Here is a 17,303-nt window from a genome sequence, read left to right as displayed (position 1 = left end):
AATAAAAATCAATAAATTAGAAGTAGCCACTTAAAAAATAAAAAGGAGTAAAAACGAAACTATATCAGATAGAACATATTAAAGATCACCGACTCTGAGTAGAAAGCCGTTCATACTCGTTACGCATACAATCAATAAAGACTTCCATCGCCGGCGTCACACACTTCCCAGCATGATAAGCGCAGAGTGGCTTGATCATCTGTGAAAATTCGGTGAACTCAAGCTCTTGTAAACTGCCCTCTTGCAACTCTTTTTCAACCGTAAAACGAGGTAAGTAAGAGATACCAATATTACTCTCAACGCAATTTTTGATCGTATTAATACTGCTAAGTTCGATCATGTTGTCGATGCTAATATCACGCTCCTGAATAATGCTCTCAAACATCCGTCGAAAAAGGCACTTAGGGCCATTGCTTATAAACCCTAAATCAATATGTTGCTCTCTCTTCTTTAAATCTAGCCCTTTTAAAAGCGGTGAAGCAACCAATACCAGTGGCTCGTGCTCAAACTCGTGGACCTTGAGCGTATCGTCATTACCTACTCGATAAAACACACCTAAATCAGCTTTATCCGCTATCAACTCATCTCGAATCTGATAGCAATTTTGTGATTGCAGAGAGAGTCTGACATTGGGCGCTCTGATCCTGAACTCTTTTAAAACATTAGCCATCTTATAAGCAAGTTGAGTCTCAGCAACCAGCACTTTCAATTCACCGGTCGGCTCCGAGTTTTCTTGCTGTGCTGTTCCCTCAATATTTTCCATCACTCGCGACAGTTCATAGACGTAAGGCAGTATCTTTTCTCCTGCTTGAGTCAAAACCATCTTACGCCCTATTTTTTCGAACAGCTGCAGAGACAGATCTTGTTCCAACTGCTTGATTTGAAAGGTGACGGTTGATTGCGTGCAATAAAGCTTCTGTGACGCTTTTAGAAACGATCCTTCTTCAACAATAGCTTTAAAAGTAAGAAAGCGTTTTAGATTCATGACTAGACTCCACAACCAACAGTTCAATAAATTAAAAGTCTAAGTTTTAATTTATTCAATTTTTTAATCAATTGTAGCGAAGTATAGTGCAGTAAAAACAGGAGAGATAGAGATGACCGCCATCTACACCGCATTTTTTACTTACGTAATCATTACTTCAATTACACCAGGGCCAAACAACATTTTATCGCTCAGCATCGCGACGCAATATGGACTAAAACGCTCAACAAAAGTGATTTCGGGGATGTTTTGTGGCTATGTTGTTTTGATGCTACTTTGTGGCGCTTTCACGTATAACATGATCAGCCTCTTGCCCGTGATTACACCTTGGCTAACATGGATTGGAGCAGCTTATATTGTTTGGTTGGCTTGGGGGCTTGCTACGAGTGAGATCAAAACTTCACCGGATAATTCTAAAGGTATCAGTTTCTTAACAGGTTTCGGTTTGCAGTTCGTTAATGTGAAAATCATTCTTTATGGAATTACCTCTATTTCTACGTTCGTACTGCCCCACACTCAGAATATCTACTGGATCTTAGCGACTAGCCTCATTCTTGCTTTGATCGCACTTCTTAGCAACGTAGTTTGGGCCGTTGCAGGAAAGCTACTTCAATCGCAATTCCAGAGATATGGTAAAGTCATCAATATGAGCTTAGCAGCAGCTCTGATCTATTGTGCGACACAGTTATTTACTTAAGTATATAGTTGATCATCAAGAACAATATTGCTCTTCAACTTAGACGACTACGTTTATGTGAAGAGCAAATTCTGCTCCACAAATCGCTGCGGTTTCTCGTGCCCTTACTCGCTCCTCCCACTCCTTCATACGGCAGTTTTTGAAGAAGTAGATTCAACGTCACTTAATCAACCTAAAGATACGAAATCTTGTTTAGTTATACAGACACGGCCTTGGCGACCTCGGCAATAACTAAGCATTACTTAGTATACACAAATCAGAAAAACTAAGATAATCTTAGTCATCCTAGTCCTTCGTATGAACTTTAAGTGTTGTTTAATAACCCACTCCCAGCCCGCCTTAAGCATGCGCGTAAACAAGCGAATCTGTCCCAAAAAGCACTGGGCATCCGTATCGGCATGGATGATAGTTCTGCAAGTGCAAGGATGAATCAATACGAAAGGGAGCGCCATACTCCCGACGTAAAAACGCTCAAACTTATCGCAGATGAGCTAAACGTGCCTCTAAACTATTTTTTTTGTGAAGATGAAATCACCGCTGAACTTGCTGTGAATCTCCACAAGCTGTCAAATGATGACAAGCAAAGAGTGCTTGAGAGCACAGCCCAGCTGATTGCGGACGCAATCGCCACGAAGTCGAGTACGTAATTGGGATTAAACGCCTAAGAATACGTATCAATACCAAAGAATCAAAGAGCATAACTAAGGGTTCAACATGGCTACAACAAAAGCACTTGTGGTTTTTTCCGGTGGGCAGGACTCTACGACCTGCTTAATCGATGCATTAAATACATATGATGAAGTTCATGCTATAACGTTTGATTATGGCCAGCGTCATTCAGATGAAATAGATATCGCTATCGAATTAGGTAAGCAACTTAACATCAAAAGCCACAAAGTCCTGGATGTAAAATCAATTAATGAGTTAGCGATAAGCTCGCTGACAAGAGACAACATTCCGGTATCTAATGACTTAAGCGACGCTAACGTACCCAATACATTCGTTCCAGGGAGAAACATTCTCTTTCTTACTTACGCATGTATCCATGCTTACCAGCTTGGCATTCAAGACATCATTACGGGAGTCTGCGAAACAGACTTTAGTGGTTACCCTGACTGCCGAGACAACTTTATTCGCTCTCTAAATCTCTCTTGCAATTTAGGTATGGATAAAGCCTTCAATATTAAGACTCCTTTAATGTGGCTTACTAAAGCCGAGACCTGGGCTCTAGCTGATAAGCACAATATGTTGGAGTTTGTCCAAAACAATACTTTAACATGTTACAACGGAATCGTTGGTAAAGGCTGTGGTGAATGCCCAGCGTGCCTACTGCGACAAAGCGGCTTAGAAGAATACTTAGCGAGCAAATAGTCTTTGTTAGCGGTAATAGCGGTGGATAAAACCTTTTGCGTTAGCTTCTAAACGTTTTATCTCAGCGTGAAACTCCAGCCAACAGAGCTTCATTTTGATGCCGCCAGATTGGTGGCATCAATTAAATGCGAAACGATTGTCGAACCAAAGATAGCACCACACCACAACAGCCAACACTGCTTAGCTTTTACAACGCTATAAATTGTTTAGATATATCGACAATGTTTCGATAGCAAAGCTACCAACGGCATTACTCGCGAAACCGGGATTAGATAGAAAAGCCACTTCGAATGATGACGAGCCTCTCGTCTAAGCAATACTCAAATATTTATGAGTTTGAACAGACAAACGCCAATTGCGAGCAATGCACGTATCAATACACAATTGCGTAGCACGAGGCTTCTGGCTAATTGGTTGTAGTGCAATGATAGTCTCAGCCGCTACGTTCGCATTTGCTAAAAGGTCATCAAGGTGGTCGATGTCTTTCTGGGTGCCGACTGGATGCTTAATCTCATTTGCCCGCTCTAACGCGCTATTAAGCACTGGCAGTTTACCTTTCATTGCTACTTTTGGTGACACTGTCACCCATGTATTTTCTGAAGTAATCACTTCTGATGTGCCACTGGTTTCAATTTGGCATTGGCACCCCATATCTTCAAACGCCTTTGTTAAAGGGCGCAGATCATAAATACAAGGCTCTCCACCAGTAATCACGATATGCTTAGCATTAAAGCCTTGCTGTTGATATTGCTCTACGATGTTCTCGGCAGATGCAACACACCACGTCGGAGAATCTTCCGTTTTCACCAGAATATCGCCTATTTGACGTTGATCATTCTCATCTGCATACCACGTTTGTTTGGTATCGCACCATGAGCAACCAACCGGACACTCTTGAAGCCGAACAAAAACAGCAGGGACTCCAGTAAAAACCCCTTCCCCTTGGATGGTTTCAAACATCTCATTTAGCTTATACAACGCAGAACTCACTCAACTCATAACATTTCGAGGCGAAGACCATAATGGACACGCGTGTCTAGGTCAATTTAAACCAAAAATTAATTGTTAAAATAGACCATTTTGTAGTTTCATAGCGTAATGAATATAGGTTTCTGGTTAACGTTAAACCAAGCCTTTTTCACTGACAGATCCCAAAAAACTTTAAGGTAAGAAATGATGTATAAACTGATCGCACTAGATATGGATGGCACGCTACTCAATAGTGATAAAGCCATTTCTGAAGAAAACAAACAAGCGATCGCAAAAGCTCGAGAAGCAGGCGTTACTGTCGTTCTCGCTTCTGGTCGCCCATTAGAAGGAATGCAAGACAAGCTCGACGAACTGAATATCCATTCCGATCGAGATTTTGTTCTTTACTACAACGGTTCGATGGTCAAGAACGTAGGCACAAACGACATCATCCACCAGCAAATCATAGATGGTAAAGCTGCAAAATTGGTGGCGCGAAAAGCCGAAGAGCTAGGTGCGTACGTCCATGCTTTTAGTCAAGTTCATGGTTTAATCACCAACGAACACAACCCTTACACCGATATTGAAGCAAAGATAAATGGCTTAAATGTCACCGAGATGAACTTCGAATCACTAGAAGACGATCATCCAATCATCAAAGCTATGATGGTTGCAGAGCCAAGCAAACTAACAGAAGTTATAGCAGCACTGCCAGCTGAAATGCGCGAAGCGTTTACGGTTGTTCAAAGCGCTCCGTTTTTCCTTGAGTTTCTTAACCCTGCGAGCAACAAAGGTATTGGTGTTGCCGCAATTGCCGAGTATCTGGGAATTAAACCGGAAGAAGTTATCTGTATGGGTGACGCAGAAAATGACCACCACATGCTGAAATACGCTGGCCTTGGTATCGCGATGGCAAATGCAATGGAAGAAACCAAGCAAATCGCTGACTACATTACGGCAAGTAATGATGAGCACGGTGTCGCTAAAGCTATAGAAAAGTTCGTGCTCAATGCATAGCCCTTTCCGCCATGTCTGTTGCGTTAAGCTTCTTACGTTTAACACCCCTAGCCGTCCAAGATAGGCAAGCGGCGTTGTTCGTGGACTAAACGTGTAAAAGCCTTGCTGTAATGCAAGGCTTTGTTTTTACTCAAATACTAATAGATAACAAATACAGCCATCAATCTAGCAACGTTTTGCTCGGTTGGTTTTCACAAGTCAGCTTCCTTGCAAGCAGCATAAATAACAACATTAATAATGGATAATGTAACGTCGACAAGACTAATGACCACAAACCGCTAAACGATGCGATATTAGCCGAGTACAAATAGAGTTGATCAACAAGCAACAATGCTAGCGTCACAAAGATCATCTGCCGAGTATCTAAATGTGCTTTCGACTCTTTAAATGTCATGACCAACGCTGATGCAGTGATTAAAATTGCTAACCAGCGACCAAACACAGGTAATGGCCAGATGACGGAGATGACCGCTGTTGTCGCAGTCATAATGAACCAGACGCCTTTTGAGCTTAGAACTTGATCAACGTTCACATCTTGATTTGTCTCCAGTCGAAGAACATGCCAAGCCACCAAGCTGCCTAACAGCGCGCCAAATAACATATCTAAAATAAAGGCACTGCCGAGGAAAAACTTACCTAACACCACAGTAAGAGTGATGAACACGAAGACTGCCGTTGTTCCATTCAAACCAAAATACTGGGTTCTATGAAACAAGAACGTCAGCACACAAAACCACACAGCGATAGGCAAGCTAGGAAAACTAAAGCCAAAGCTGTGCGTTAACTCCATCATTGGTATATAGACATGTGGGCGCGGTAGCGAAAAGCCTTGTTGAGCGACAAGCACCATAAGCGACGTTGCACTAATTGCGAAAAAGAGTCGGTACACAAACCGGCTACCAAAGCGCATCATGGCAAAAGGAAATAGAAAGAGTAGTACCGTCGGTTCTGTCAGGTCTATAACCAGTTTCGAGATCTGACTAGCTACCTCGTAACTCGTTTCTGACAACGCCCCTACCCAACTCTGTAAATCTATCAGCCACGCCAATTCAACCTGACGAAATGAAGGCGCGGATTCGATCAACTGAGTCACATAAGATACTGATTGCTTGGTAGCTTGATCAAAAAACTGAGTGGCTTGTGGCCATTGCTCAGGATAACGATATAAAGATGATGGTAATTCAGATGGGCTAAGCAACATCGCTGAAGCAACTTCTACTCCATAATGAGGGGCAAACCAAATAGGCAGTTCATTTCCACCTAAAGAATTATTCATAGAAAAAGCGATAATGTCAGAGTCTGATATACAGTCGTAAAAAACCGCAGTGTCCGTTCTGCCAAGCTCCTCTCCAACCGTAACCACTATACCGGTTTCTTCCCACGTTTCTCGTTGAGCAGCAACTTGTGGAGACTCACCATCAATGATGGTTCCGCCAGGTAGAGAAATCTTATCCGTTAATACTTCATGAACTAGCACTAACTTGTCATCAGCGCGAACAATACAGAGCGCTCCTTTAACTTCGCTCGCAGTGGCTTTAGCCGTAGAGATCGGTGAAACAGGTAACAAAATAAAACAAAGGATGAGTAATAACAGCTGTCTCAACACAAAATATGACCTTAAATAAACATAATGATAACCAATGAATCATGGCAGTTAATCTTATCTTTTTCGACAAAAATTAAGTAACGAGTTATGCCAAACTGAGTTGATCGCGTAAAACCCGATCTCAACGCTCACTGGAGAATAATTTAATGCAAACCTGACAAAGATCAGACAAAACATAAAATGTTGATCGCAATTCTGCCAGTTATATAAAGATAACGTCAGGACAAAGTCATACACATTTTGTGGGTTCTCATAGTTAACACAATAAAAAAGGGCTTATTATTCGCAAACAATAAACCCCAGTTATAATAACTATGTACTGATCGTTGAAACCAAGAATGAATCTTATCTCATGGTCAACGAATCAAATTCACTGGCCCGATCGTTAGTTAGACTTGCAATTCGCATCGCCTACTTTTTGCCAAACACCCCAAGGCCCTGAGTCTGCTGGATTATCACCTTGAGTCCACCACTGCGCTTGCCAAACTTTACCATTCCAAGTAACCGTATCTCCTTTGAGATACACTAAGCTGGCTTGCCATACAGTTGTACAGCTATCTGTGGGAGGCGTTGTCACCGTTTTCGCTTGAGCGGATACTAACGCTTGGTATTGTGTGCTGGTCTTATCAACGTTGAAGTTCAAAGCCACTCTTGCTTCTCCGCTCTGAGTAGCACCAAATTCAACATCAACACGACAACTTGCATTCATTGCTAACGTCGCCTGAGAGCACTGATCATTGGCAATAACAGCTGCATCAGTAACACCCGAAGCAAACGCGCGAACATTTTCCACAGTGAACGTGGTGCTCCCTGAATTCTGGATAACAAAGCTATGTTGCTGTAACTCCCCAACATTAAATGATGCCAGTGTCTGTTCGGTGGTGTATCCAACAGAAACATTCTCTTTTGGTGGTGTTGCTGTTCCGATAACACCATCGACAAAATTGCGCATAGCAGCGATATCGCTATAAACCCCATACATACCAGGACGAGCACAACCTATTCCCCAACTGACCACACCAAGTTGAGTAATTACACCACTGCGATTAATGACGATTGGACCACCACTATCTCCCTGACAAGAATCTATCCCACCTTGAGGAATACCCGCACAGAATGACACTTCTCCAACCGTTGTGTAGTTGCCACCGGCTTGACGGCAAGTCATATCCGACACAAGTGGGACGTCAACCTCTTGCAATCGAGACGGAGAGCTTCCTCCTTCAGAAGTTCGCCCTAAGCCAGCAACACTAAGCCAATCTCCGATGCTCGTGTATTGCGTTAGACTGCCATTCGCAATCTCAACTGAAGAAACACCTTGAGGCACAGAGTCGAGCTTCAATACCGCGAGGTCATGAGAAAGCGTCGCGCGGCGATATGCCGGGTGCATATGGATCTCACTGACGTTTGCACGAACACCATCACTACCGTTATAAACAACGCCACCGATTTTAACCGCAATCTGACTCGGAGAATCACCCTCAACACAATGTGCAGCAGTCAGAACGTAACCATTCCCGATATAACTGGCCCCACAATACGATCGGTTACCATAACGACTAACAATTTGGGTGTAGAATTTCCAGTCACGTGGGTCGGCAGTTACTCCGCCTACGATCTGGGGTTGGATAGTGTGATTTTGCGTCTGAGACAAATCATCAGCACTTGCGAACATTGGCAAAACGGCTAAAGCAAGTAACGATTTTGTTAGTTTCAAAATATTGTCCTCTTGTTTTTGTAAGCACGATCCTCGTGCTACTAATAAACAAGCAGACAAAAACGCCGATACCAATGTGGGTGCATATCAATTTGTTAACATTGCGAGCAACTTATAGAGAAAAGTCTATTGACGAACTGAATGATTTCAATTCGATAGAACCTAAATCACAATATTAAAGTTAAATACGATTATTCGTTCAGCGGTTTTCTTAAATAGTGGATATGATGTGCAAATCCTTGTTTTTCATACAAAGATATTGCGCCCTGGTTAAAATGCCATACTTCAACAAACATCTGTTTTGCACCGTAATCAGAGAACGTTGACTCAATTTTATTAATCAATGCCTGCGCCGTACCTTGTTTTCGATATTCAGGCAGCACATAGAGCTCATCCACACTTCCCATCATAACTGGCTGGCTGACGGTAGAAATAAGTTCACAGAAGTGACCAGAGATAAAGCCAATAATTTCATCTCCTTGTTTTGCTACGTAAACAAGGCACTCAGGATCGTCAATATATCGAGCAATGCTTTTTTCTTGTTCTATCTCCTCTGCCGTTTTGAAAAGCTCAGGAGATTGAAGATGATGCTCATCATGAAGCTCGAACATAAGATCGTTGAGCAACTCTAGGTCGCTAAAACACGCAGGTTTAATCGCAAACGTGGTCATACAAAGGGTCACTAAAAATGGAATGGCTGTAGTTTGTGAGGAAAACGTCGTATTGGCAAGTCACAAATGCTTTCACGATACGTTTGTACTGTTTGAACAACAAAAAGGCCCCTGCACTTAATAAACGTACAGAGGCAGAACCAACCAACATAGTTCGAGGATCAGGGGTTAGTTAGAATTGAGTTTTTCTCAGCGTCGTAGCACTCGCTCAATTTCGTTCAAGCTACTTGGGTCATCAATCGTTGACGGAACGGTGTATTTTTCACCATCAGCTATTTGACGTATAGTTCGACGCAAAATTTTACCTGAACGTGTTTTCGGTAAACGGTCTACAACCAACGCATGCTTGAAGCAAGCAACTGCACCTATCTCACTACGCACTTTGCCAACAAGCTCACCTTCAAGGTCTAGCTCATCCACTTTGACGCCGTCTTTTAGTACCACAAAGCCAAGTGGAAGCTGACCTTTTAGATCATCGTGGATACCAACCACCGCACATTCTGCAATCGCTGGGTGGCCTCCTACTATTTCTTCCATTTCACCTGTCGACAATCGGTGTCCCGCGACATTAATCACGTCATCAATACGTCCCATAATAAACAGGTAACCGTCTTCATCCAGATAGCCACCATCACCTGACACGTAGTAGCCTGGGAACTGGCTAAGATAACCAGTTTCAAAACGGTCATGATTACGCCAAACCGTTGGCAGACAACTTGGTGGTAGCGGACGTTTTAATGCGACAAAGCCTTGTTGGTTAGGCCCGACAGCCTCTCCAAGTTCATTCAGAATTACGACCTGATAACCCGGAATGGGCTTCGTCGAAGAACCAGCTTTAACTGGCATCATTTCGACACCTGTCGGGTTGCCAGCGATGGCCCAGCCCGTCTCGGTTTGCCACCAGTGGTCAATAACGGGCTTGTCCGCTTTGCTCTGAACCCACTCCAGTGTCGGAGGGTCAAGGCGTTCTCCCGCCATAAAGATGGTTTTCAGATTCGACAAGTCGTGCTGTTTTAAGTGCTCGCCTTCCGGGTCCTCTTTCTTAATCGCACGAAACGCCGTTGGTGCAGAGAACAACGCATCTACTTTATATTCATCACACACTCGCCAAAATGCGCCAGGATCCGGTGTTCGAACAGGCTTGCCTTCGAATAGGATAGTAGTGCAACCGTGAATCAGTGGAGCGTAAACAATGTAAGAGTGCCCTACTACCCAGCCCACATCAGATGCCGCCCAAAAGACGCCATCTTGAGGAATGTTATAGATTGCGCTCATGGAGTACTTCATCGCGACAGCATGGCCACCGTTATCACGCACAACGCCTTTCGGCTTACCTGTCGTGCCCGATGTATAAAGTATGTAGAGCGGATCGGTTGCTAACACCGGAACACAACCATGTGGCAGCGCTTGTTTGTACTCTCGCTGCCAATCTAAGTCTCTTTCTTGGTTTAGCTCAGCGTCGCACTCTGGACGTTGGAAAACAAACACTTTCTCAGGCTTCCAACGGCTGTCCATAATGGCTTTGTCTACCATTGGTTTGTATGGAATGACTTTGTTGATCTCAATCCCGCACGACGCCGTCATGATCACTTTCGGCTCTGCATCTTCAATTCGTACAGCAAGCTCATTAGGTGCAAAACCACCGAATACTACGGAATGAATCGCCCCCAAACGCGCGCAGGCAAGCATCGCCATTGCGGCTTCTGGGATCATCGGCATATAAATAACGACTCGGTCGCCTTTTTCAACACCTTGAGCAGACAGCATGCCAGCAATTTTTGCTACTTGGTCACGTAGGTCGCTATAGGTGTACGTGGCTTTACGACCTGTCACTGGCGAGTCATAAATGAGTGCAGTATTATCACCGCGTCCTTGCTCGCAATGGTAATCTAATGCTAACCAGCACGTATTCATTACACCATCTGGAAACCAACGTTCTATGCCGTTTTCATCAGATTTCAAGATAGTTTTAGGAGATTCAAACCAATCGAGATTCTCCGCTTGAGCGCGCCAAAAACTCTCCGGTTCATTCTTCGCCCATAAGTATTCTTTTTCGTATGAAGACATATTGCTTCCTCCAGTATGTCCTGACATTGCTCTCGTTCTACTCAAAGATCGCTCTTTTAATCCAAAGATCGTCTCTTTTAATCGAAGACATAGAAGGGTACACGCACAAATCCCTCCATCAGTATTCTCGCACTTCGGCTCATAATGGCTTTTTGCACCACCCAGCCCTGCTCAGTTTGCTTCGCTTGTGCCCCAACTTTTAACGTTCCTGACGGGTGACCAAAAGTCACGGACTCTTTTTCACCGCCACCAGCGGCTAAATTCACTAACGTTCCGGGCACACACGCAGCAGAAGCAATAGCAACGGCTGCTGTTCCCATCATTGCATGATGTAGCTTGCCCATCGACAGCGCGCGAACGAGCACATCAATATCCGACTCATTAACGGCTTTACCACTTGAAGACAGGTAACTTTTCGGTTTAGAAACAAACGCTATTTTCGGCGTATGTTGGCGTGTTTGAGCTTCTTCTAAATCAGAAATCAGGCCCATTTTTAACGCGCCATATGCGCGGATGGATTCGAACATCGCTAATGCTGTGTCATCGTTGTTGATATCGTCTTGCAGCTCGGTGCCCTGATATCCTATCGATTCAGCATCAATAAAAATGGTTGGTATGCCCGCGTTAATAAAGGTCGCGTTAAACGTACCTACGTCCGGTACCACTAAATCATCGACTAAGTTGCCTGTTGGGAACATGCTGCCTTCGCCATCAGAAGGGTCAACGAAATCGACTTGAATCTCAGCGGCTGGAAACGTCACGCCATCAAGCTCAAACTCTCCAGTTTCCTGGACAAAACCATTGACGATTGGCACGTGAATCAAGATGGTTTTGCTGATGTTCACCTGCCAAACACGCACCGTCACAATGCCATTTTCTGGAATGCGATCTTGTGGGATCAGACCAGCATGAATGGCGAAAGGACCGACAGCGGCAGACAAGTTGCCGCAGTTACCGCTCCAATCGACGAATGGTTTGTCGATCGACACTTGGCCAAATAAGTAGTCAACATCGTGATCGGCTCTGCTGCTGCGCGAAACAATCACTGTTTTACTGGTGCTTGACGTCGCGCCCCCCATGCCATCAATTTGCTTCGCGTAAGGATCAGGGCTGCCAATAACGCGTAGCAACAGTTTGTCACGTGCGGCTCCAGCCACTTGCGCTTCTTGAGGTAAATCCTCTAGGTTGAAAAAGACACCTTTACTCGTGCCGCCACGCATGTACGTCGCGGGCACTTTTATTTGGCTTGTTTGATTCGGAGTATTATTTGACATACGCACTCCTTATTGTGCCAAGAAATCTTGCGCGAAACGCTGCAGAACACCGCCTGCGTTGTACACGTGAACTTCGTCAGCGGTATCTAAGCGACAAGTAACCGGAACATCGACTTTATCGCCGTTGCTGCGTGTGATAACCAGCGCTAAATCAGCGCCCGGCTTGATTTCTCCAACCACGTCGTAAAGTTCCGTACCATCCAGCTCTAGCGTATTGCGGTTAACGCCTGACTTAAATTGCAGTGGTAGTACGCCCATGCCAACCAAGTTAGTACGGTGAATACGCTCAAAGCCTTCAGCAACAATGGCTTCTACGCCTGCCAGTCGAACGCCTTTTGCTGCCCAGTCACGGGATGACCCCTGACCGTAATCCGCGCCAGCCACCACGATCAATGGTTGTTTACGATTCATGTAGGTTTCAATCGCTTCCCACATACGAACCACCTGCCCTTCTGGCTCTACACGCGCCAGAGATCCCTGCACGACTTCGCCGTTTTCCTTCACCATTTCATTGAACAACTTTGGGTTAGCGAAGGTCGCGCGTTGCGCCGTTAAGTGGTCACCACGGTGAGTCGCGTAAGAGTTGAAATCTTCTTCTGGCACACCCATTTTCGCTAAGTATTCACCTGCTGCGCTGCTTGCGAGAATCGCGTTGGATGGTGATAAGTGATCAGTGGTGATGTTGTCGCCCAGAATCGCCAATGGACGCATGCCAGACAATGTTCTTTCTCCCGCTAGCGCACCTTCCCAGTACGGTGGTCGGCGGATATAGGTACTCATCGGACGCCAGTCGTACAGCGGGTTGGGATTTTGCTCTTGATCATTCAGCTTAAACATCTGAATGTAAACTTGCTTAAACTGCTCAGGTTTAACATGAGTACCGACAACTGCATCGATCTCTTCATCGCTTGGCCACAAATCATTGAGATAAATTGGTTTGCCGTTTTGGTCCGTGCCCAATGCATCGCGCTCGATATCAAAACGAATCGTACCCGCTAGCGCATAAGCGACAACCAATGGTGGTGAAGCCAAAAAAGCTTGTTTGGCGTACGGATGGATTCGACCATCAAAGTTACGGTTACCAGAAAGCACCGCTGTCGCATATAAATCACGGTCGATGATCTCTTGTTGGATTTTTGGATCCAGCGCACCACTCATACCGTTACAAGTTGTACATGCGTAACCAACAATGCCAAAGCCAAGCTTCTCTAGCTCTGGTAATAAGCCCGCTTCTTCCAGATACAAGCGTGCAACTTTAGAACCCGGAGCAAAAGACGATTTCACCCAAGGTTTACGTACAAGACCAAGTTCGTTGGCTTTCTTCGCCACAAGGCCAGCAGCAACCACGTTTCTTGGGTTACTAGTATTCGTACATGAGGTAATAGCAGCGATGATCACTGCACCATCTGGCAACTCGCCTTCTTTCTCTTCCCACGCTCCAGAAATACCGCGCTGTGCCAACTCAGAAGTTGGTAAACGACGATGAGGGTTTGACGGACCAGCCAAGTTACGGCTAACTGATGATAAATCGAACTCAAGTACGCGCTCGTAAACGGCGCTATCAAGATCGTCTGCCCAAAGACCGGTTTGTTTTGCGTAATTTTCTACTAGAGCAACTTGTTCTTCATCTCGACCAGTTAGTTTCAAGTAATTGATGGTCTGCTCATCAATATAAAACATGCCAGCTGTTGCGCCGTATTCTGGTGTCATGTTTGAAATCGTTGCGCGGTCTCCGATCGTTAGATCACGTGCGCCTTCTCCGAAGAATTCAAGATATGAAGATACCACACGCTCATTACGCAGAAATTCAGTAATCGCGAGGACAATATCCGTTGCGGTAATGCCCGGTTGACGTTTACCCGTCAGTTTGACACCGACAATATCTGGTAGACGCATCATTGATGGTCGGCCAAGCATGACGGTTTCTGCTTCCAGACCACCGACACCTATCGCAATAACACCAAGAGCGTCTACGTGAGGCGTGTGACTGTCCGTACCCACACAGGTGTCAGGGTAGGCAATGCCCTGCTTTGCTTGTACCACAGGAGACATTTTTTCCAAGTTGATTTGGTGCATGATGCCATTCCCAGCTGGAATCACGCTGACGTTTTCAAACGCTGTTTTACACCACTCAATAAAGTGGAATCGGTCTTCATTACGGCGCTCTTCAATCGCGCGGTTTTTGTCGAAGGCATCAGGGTCAAAGCCCGCATGTTCAACCGCTAAAGAGTGGTCAACGATCAATTGTGTCTCAACCACTGGGTTCACTTTTGCAGGATCACCGCCCTGATCTGAAATGGCATCGCGCAGACCCGCTAAATCGACTAGAGCGGTCTGACCAAGAATGTCATGACAAACAACGCGTGCTGGATACCAAGGAAAATCAAGATCGCGTTTGCGTTCAATTAACTGTTTCAGGCTATCTGTCAATGTGTTCGGGTCACAGCGACGGACCAGTTGCTCAGCTAGCACGCGAGAGGTATAAGGAAGTGTTTCATAGGCTCCAGGAGAAATGGCATTGACGGCTTCGCGTGCATCAAAATAATCCAGTTGAGTTCCCGGAAGCGGCTTACGATATTGAGTATTAATATTTGTGTTCATGGTTTGCTTCCATTCAGTCTTTACATCTTGCCTTCATCAAGGTTTTCCATTGCTCCAGAAACACAGTGATGAGAGGATCTCCTTCCTCTGTTAGAGAGAATGACAAAGGAAGGAGGTGGTCAACCAAAGCATATAATGCCCTCGTTGACCTTCGCGCTAGCGATTCTCGATAGGCACCCATTCTTGATGATCTGGACCCGTGTAATCAGCACTTGGGCGAATAATACGGTTATTGGCACGCTGTTCATAAACGTGTGCAGCCCAGCCCGTTAAACGACTCATCACAAAGATTGGGGTGAATAGTTTGGTTGGAATGTCCATGAAGTGGTAAGCCGATGCATGGAAGAAGTCCGCATTACAGAACAGACCTTTCTCTCGCTTCATCACTGATTCAACACGCTCAGAAACCGCATATAAATGAGTGTCACCAACTTGTTTCGATAGCTCTTTGGACCATCGTTTTATTAAGGCGTTGCGAGGGTCACTTTCACGATAAATCGCGTGACCGAAGCCCATGATCTTGTCTTTATTGGCTAGCATTTTCATGATGTTCGCTTCCGCCTCGTCGGGCGTTTGCCAATCTTCAATCATTTCCATCGCCGCTTCGTTCGCACCACCGTGAAGTGGTCCACGAAGCGTACCGATTGCTGCCGTGATACAAGAATGGATGTCTGACAACGTTGATGCACAAACGCGTGCTGCGAATGTAGAAGCATTAAACTCATGTTCAGCATAAAGAATGAGCGAGCAATGCATCACTTGTTTGTGCAGCGCAGATGGCGCTTTGTCTGTAAGTAATCGCAAGAAGTAACCACCGATGCAATCTTCAGTCTGATCCTCGGTGTTGATACGCACGCCATCATGACTAAAGCGGTACCAGTAACAGATGATGGCAGGGAACAAGGCTAGCATACGTTCGGTTGCTTTCAGTTGCTCCTCGAAGCTCATTTCCTGCTCTAGGTTACCCAATACAGAACAACCCGTGCGCATTACGTCCATTGGGTGTGCGCTTGCAGGAATCAACTCTAAAGCTTGTTTTAGCTCGGCTGGCAAACCTCTAAGGCTGAGTAGGTATGTCTTGTACGCATCAAGTTCTTGTTGATTCGGCAAGTGACCGCGTAACAGAAGATGAGCCACTTCTTCAAACTGTGCGTTGTTCGCAAGATCAGTAATATCGTATCCACGATAAGTTAAACCAGTTCCCGTTTTTCCGACAGTACATAAAGCTGTGCTTCCTGCGCTTTGACCACGAAGGCCTGCGCCACCTAATTCTGCTTTCTTTTCTGCAGTTTGAGACATTGTTTGAACTCCTTTTCTGTCTGACTTTTCCCTCTCTGGGGTGTTTTTAGCCAAACGAATTTCACGTTATTAGATGAGATAAATTCCGATTATCTTTTTCTTGGGCTTCCGTCTATTTTTGCTTTTCCCCGCTATTTCCCTTCAGAGAATAACTGGTCAAGTTTGTCTTCGTAGTCGTGGTAATTCAGGTGCTGATACAACTCTTTACGTGTTTGCATCGAATCAACCAGTGCTTCCTGATTACCCACTTCTAGCAAATGTTTGTAGACCGTTTCAGCAGCTTTGTTCATGGCACGGAACGCACTTAATGGATAAAGCACCATGTCCACTTTTGCTTTCGCTAGCTCATCGCAGCCATACAGCGGTGTCGCGCCAAATTCTGTAATATTCGCTAGAATAGGAACGTGCTTTCCGGTCGCTTGCTCAAGCGCATTTGAGAACTGAAGGTACTGGTCCAGCTTGTTCATCGCTTCTGGGAAGATCATGTCTGCGCCAGCTTCCACACACGCAATCGCGCGCTCGATTGCGCTGTCCATGCCTTCAACAGCTAACGCGTCAGTACGAGCCATAATCACGAAACTTTCATCATTGCGTGCATCAACCGCGGCTTTTACACGATCAACCATCTCTTGCTGGCTGACTATTGCTTTGTTCGGACGATGACCACAACGTTTCTGTGCGACTTGGTCTTCCATGTGCACCGCTGCCGCGCCCGCTTTTTCCATCGCTTTGATCGTGCGAGCAATGTTAAATGCACCGCCAAAGCCCGTGTCGATATCAACCAAAAGAGGCAAATTACATGCGTTAGTAATACGGTCAACATCAACCAAAACGTCGTTTAATGTTGTGATACCGAGATCCGGCAATCCGTATGAAGCATTTGCGATACCGCCACCAGACAAGTAAATCGCTTGGTGACCCAAGTTTTTTGCCATCATGGCGCAATACGGGTTTATAGTGCCGACAATTTGTAGTGGATTATTTTGTTCAATGGCGAGTCTGAATTTCGCTCCCGGTGTTAAGCTCATG

Annotated in this window: 14 protein-coding genes; 4 read left to right on the top strand and 10 right to left on the bottom strand. The window is 45.1% G+C overall.

The annotated features are described in order from the left end of the window. Positions 1–85: 85 nt before the first annotated feature. Positions 86–985: a LysR family transcriptional regulator gene (locus R7035_RS19580; protein WP_053307039.1), complete on the bottom strand. Its 900-nt coding sequence runs from the start codon at positions 983–985 to the stop codon at positions 86–88. 112 nt (positions 986–1,097) lie between these two features. Between R7035_RS19580 and eamB the strand changes: the two genes are divergently transcribed. The 3 genes from eamB (at position 1,098) to queC (ending at position 3,053) form a co-directional block, all read left to right on the top strand. Then, positions 1,098–1,682, top strand: a complete 585-nt coding sequence (gene eamB, locus R7035_RS19575; protein WP_047102681.1) for a cysteine/O-acetylserine transporter — start codon at positions 1,098–1,100, stop codon at positions 1,680–1,682. 308 nt (positions 1,683–1,990) lie between these two features. Beyond that, positions 1,991–2,329 carry a helix-turn-helix domain-containing protein gene (locus tag R7035_RS19570; protein ID WP_005388200.1) on the top strand — a complete coding sequence of 113 codons (339 nt, stop codon included), beginning with the start codon at positions 1,991–1,993 and terminating at the stop codon, positions 2,327–2,329. Positions 2,330–2,396: 67 nt separating this feature from the next. Continuing rightward, on the top strand, positions 2,397–3,053 hold the full coding sequence (gene queC / locus R7035_RS19565; protein ID WP_005377298.1) for a 7-cyano-7-deazaguanine synthase QueC: 657 nt from the start codon (positions 2,397–2,399) through the stop codon (positions 3,051–3,053). A 309-nt stretch (positions 3,054–3,362) separates the two neighbouring features. On the opposite strand, the gene queE is transcribed toward queC, so the two are convergent. Continuing rightward, positions 3,363–4,013 carry a 7-carboxy-7-deazaguanine synthase QueE gene (queE, locus tag R7035_RS19560; protein WP_005377296.1) on the bottom strand — a complete coding sequence of 217 codons (651 nt, stop codon included), beginning with the start codon at positions 4,011–4,013 and terminating at the stop codon, positions 3,363–3,365. A gap of 216 nt (positions 4,014–4,229) precedes the next feature. Here queE and R7035_RS19555 point away from each other — a divergent pair, with 216 nt between their 5' ends. Then, positions 4,230–5,039 (top strand): Cof-type HAD-IIB family hydrolase, encoded by an 810-nt coding sequence (locus tag R7035_RS19555; protein WP_017821691.1) that lies wholly within the window; start codon positions 4,230–4,232, stop codon positions 5,037–5,039. Between the two features lie 160 nt (positions 5,040–5,199). Here the strand turns inward: R7035_RS19555 and R7035_RS19550 are convergent, their stop codons facing one another. The 8 genes from R7035_RS19550 to prpB form a co-directional block, all read right to left on the bottom strand. Beyond that, positions 5,200–6,645: a bifunctional NUDIX hydrolase/phosphatase PAP2 family protein gene (locus tag R7035_RS19550; RefSeq protein ID WP_239938691.1), complete on the bottom strand. Its 1,446-nt coding sequence runs from the start codon at positions 6,643–6,645 to the stop codon at positions 5,200–5,202. A gap of 385 nt (positions 6,646–7,030) precedes the next feature. Further along, positions 7,031–8,362 (bottom strand): trypsin-like serine protease, encoded by a 1,332-nt coding sequence (locus R7035_RS19545; RefSeq protein ID WP_318146239.1) that lies wholly within the window; start codon positions 8,360–8,362, stop codon positions 7,031–7,033. A 191-nt stretch (positions 8,363–8,553) separates the two neighbouring features. Then, on the bottom strand, positions 8,554–9,033 hold the full coding sequence (locus R7035_RS19540; protein ID WP_005377290.1) for a GNAT family N-acetyltransferase: 480 nt from the start codon (positions 9,031–9,033) through the stop codon (positions 8,554–8,556). A gap of 189 nt (positions 9,034–9,222) precedes the next feature. Next, complete coding sequence (locus R7035_RS19535; protein WP_256901360.1) at positions 9,223–11,100, bottom strand: propionyl-CoA synthetase; 1,878 nt, start codon at positions 11,098–11,100, stop codon at positions 9,223–9,225. 77 nt (positions 11,101–11,177) lie between these two features. Further along, complete coding sequence (gene prpF, locus R7035_RS19530; protein WP_005377286.1) at positions 11,178–12,374, bottom strand: 2-methylaconitate cis-trans isomerase PrpF; 1,197 nt, start codon at positions 12,372–12,374, stop codon at positions 11,178–11,180. A gap of 9 nt (positions 12,375–12,383) precedes the next feature. Then, entirely contained in the window at positions 12,384–14,975 is a 2,592-nt protein-coding gene (gene acnD, locus R7035_RS19525) for a Fe/S-dependent 2-methylisocitrate dehydratase AcnD (protein WP_017633775.1), read from the bottom strand. A 156-nt stretch (positions 14,976–15,131) separates the two neighbouring features. After that, a complete protein-coding gene (prpC, locus tag R7035_RS19520; RefSeq protein ID WP_053307033.1) occupies positions 15,132–16,274 on the bottom strand; it encodes a 2-methylcitrate synthase in 1,143 nt (380 codons plus the stop codon). Between the two features lie 131 nt (positions 16,275–16,405). Then, positions 16,406–17,302: a methylisocitrate lyase gene (gene prpB, locus R7035_RS19515; protein ID WP_238975210.1), complete on the bottom strand. Its 897-nt coding sequence runs from the start codon at positions 17,300–17,302 to the stop codon at positions 16,406–16,408. Position 17,303: the final 1 nt, after the last annotated feature.

Source organism: Vibrio sp. 1731 (genome assembly GCF_033339955.1).
GTDB lineage: Bacteria > Pseudomonadota > Gammaproteobacteria > Enterobacterales > Vibrionaceae > Vibrio > Vibrio alginolyticus.
Note: the sequence above shows the minus strand (reverse complement) of the source record. Positions and strands in the feature narration are given on the sequence as shown.

Coding starts and splice junctions, on each gene's coding strand:
- R7035_RS19580 (WP_053307039.1), bottom strand. CDS start 985: ATGAATCTAAAACGCTTTCTTACTTTTAAAGCTATTGTTGAAGAAGGA.
- eamB (WP_047102681.1), top strand. CDS start 1,098: ATGACCGCCATCTACACCGCATTTTTTACTTACGTAATCATTACTTCA.
- queC (WP_005377298.1), top strand. CDS start 2,397: ATGGCTACAACAAAAGCACTTGTGGTTTTTTCCGGTGGGCAGGACTCT.
- queE (WP_005377296.1), bottom strand. CDS start 4,013: ATGTTTGAAACCATCCAAGGGGAAGGGGTTTTTACTGGAGTCCCTGCT.
- R7035_RS19555 (WP_017821691.1), top strand. CDS start 4,230: ATGTATAAACTGATCGCACTAGATATGGATGGCACGCTACTCAATAGT.
- R7035_RS19540 (WP_005377290.1), bottom strand. CDS start 9,033: ATGACCACGTTTGCGATTAAACCTGCGTGTTTTAGCGACCTAGAGTTG.
- R7035_RS19535 (WP_256901360.1), bottom strand. CDS start 11,100: ATGTCTTCATACGAAAAAGAATACTTATGGGCGAAGAATGAACCGGAG.
- prpF (WP_005377286.1), bottom strand. CDS start 12,374: ATGTCAAATAATACTCCGAATCAAACAAGCCAAATAAAAGTGCCCGCG.
- acnD (WP_017633775.1), bottom strand. CDS start 14,975: ATGAACACAAATATTAATACTCAATATCGTAAGCCGCTTCCGGGAACT.
- prpC (WP_053307033.1), bottom strand. CDS start 16,274: ATGTCTCAAACTGCAGAAAAGAAAGCAGAATTAGGTGGCGCAGGCCTT.
- prpB (WP_238975210.1), bottom strand. CDS start 17,302: ATGAGCTTAACACCGGGAGCGAAATTCAGACTCGCCATTGAACAAAAT.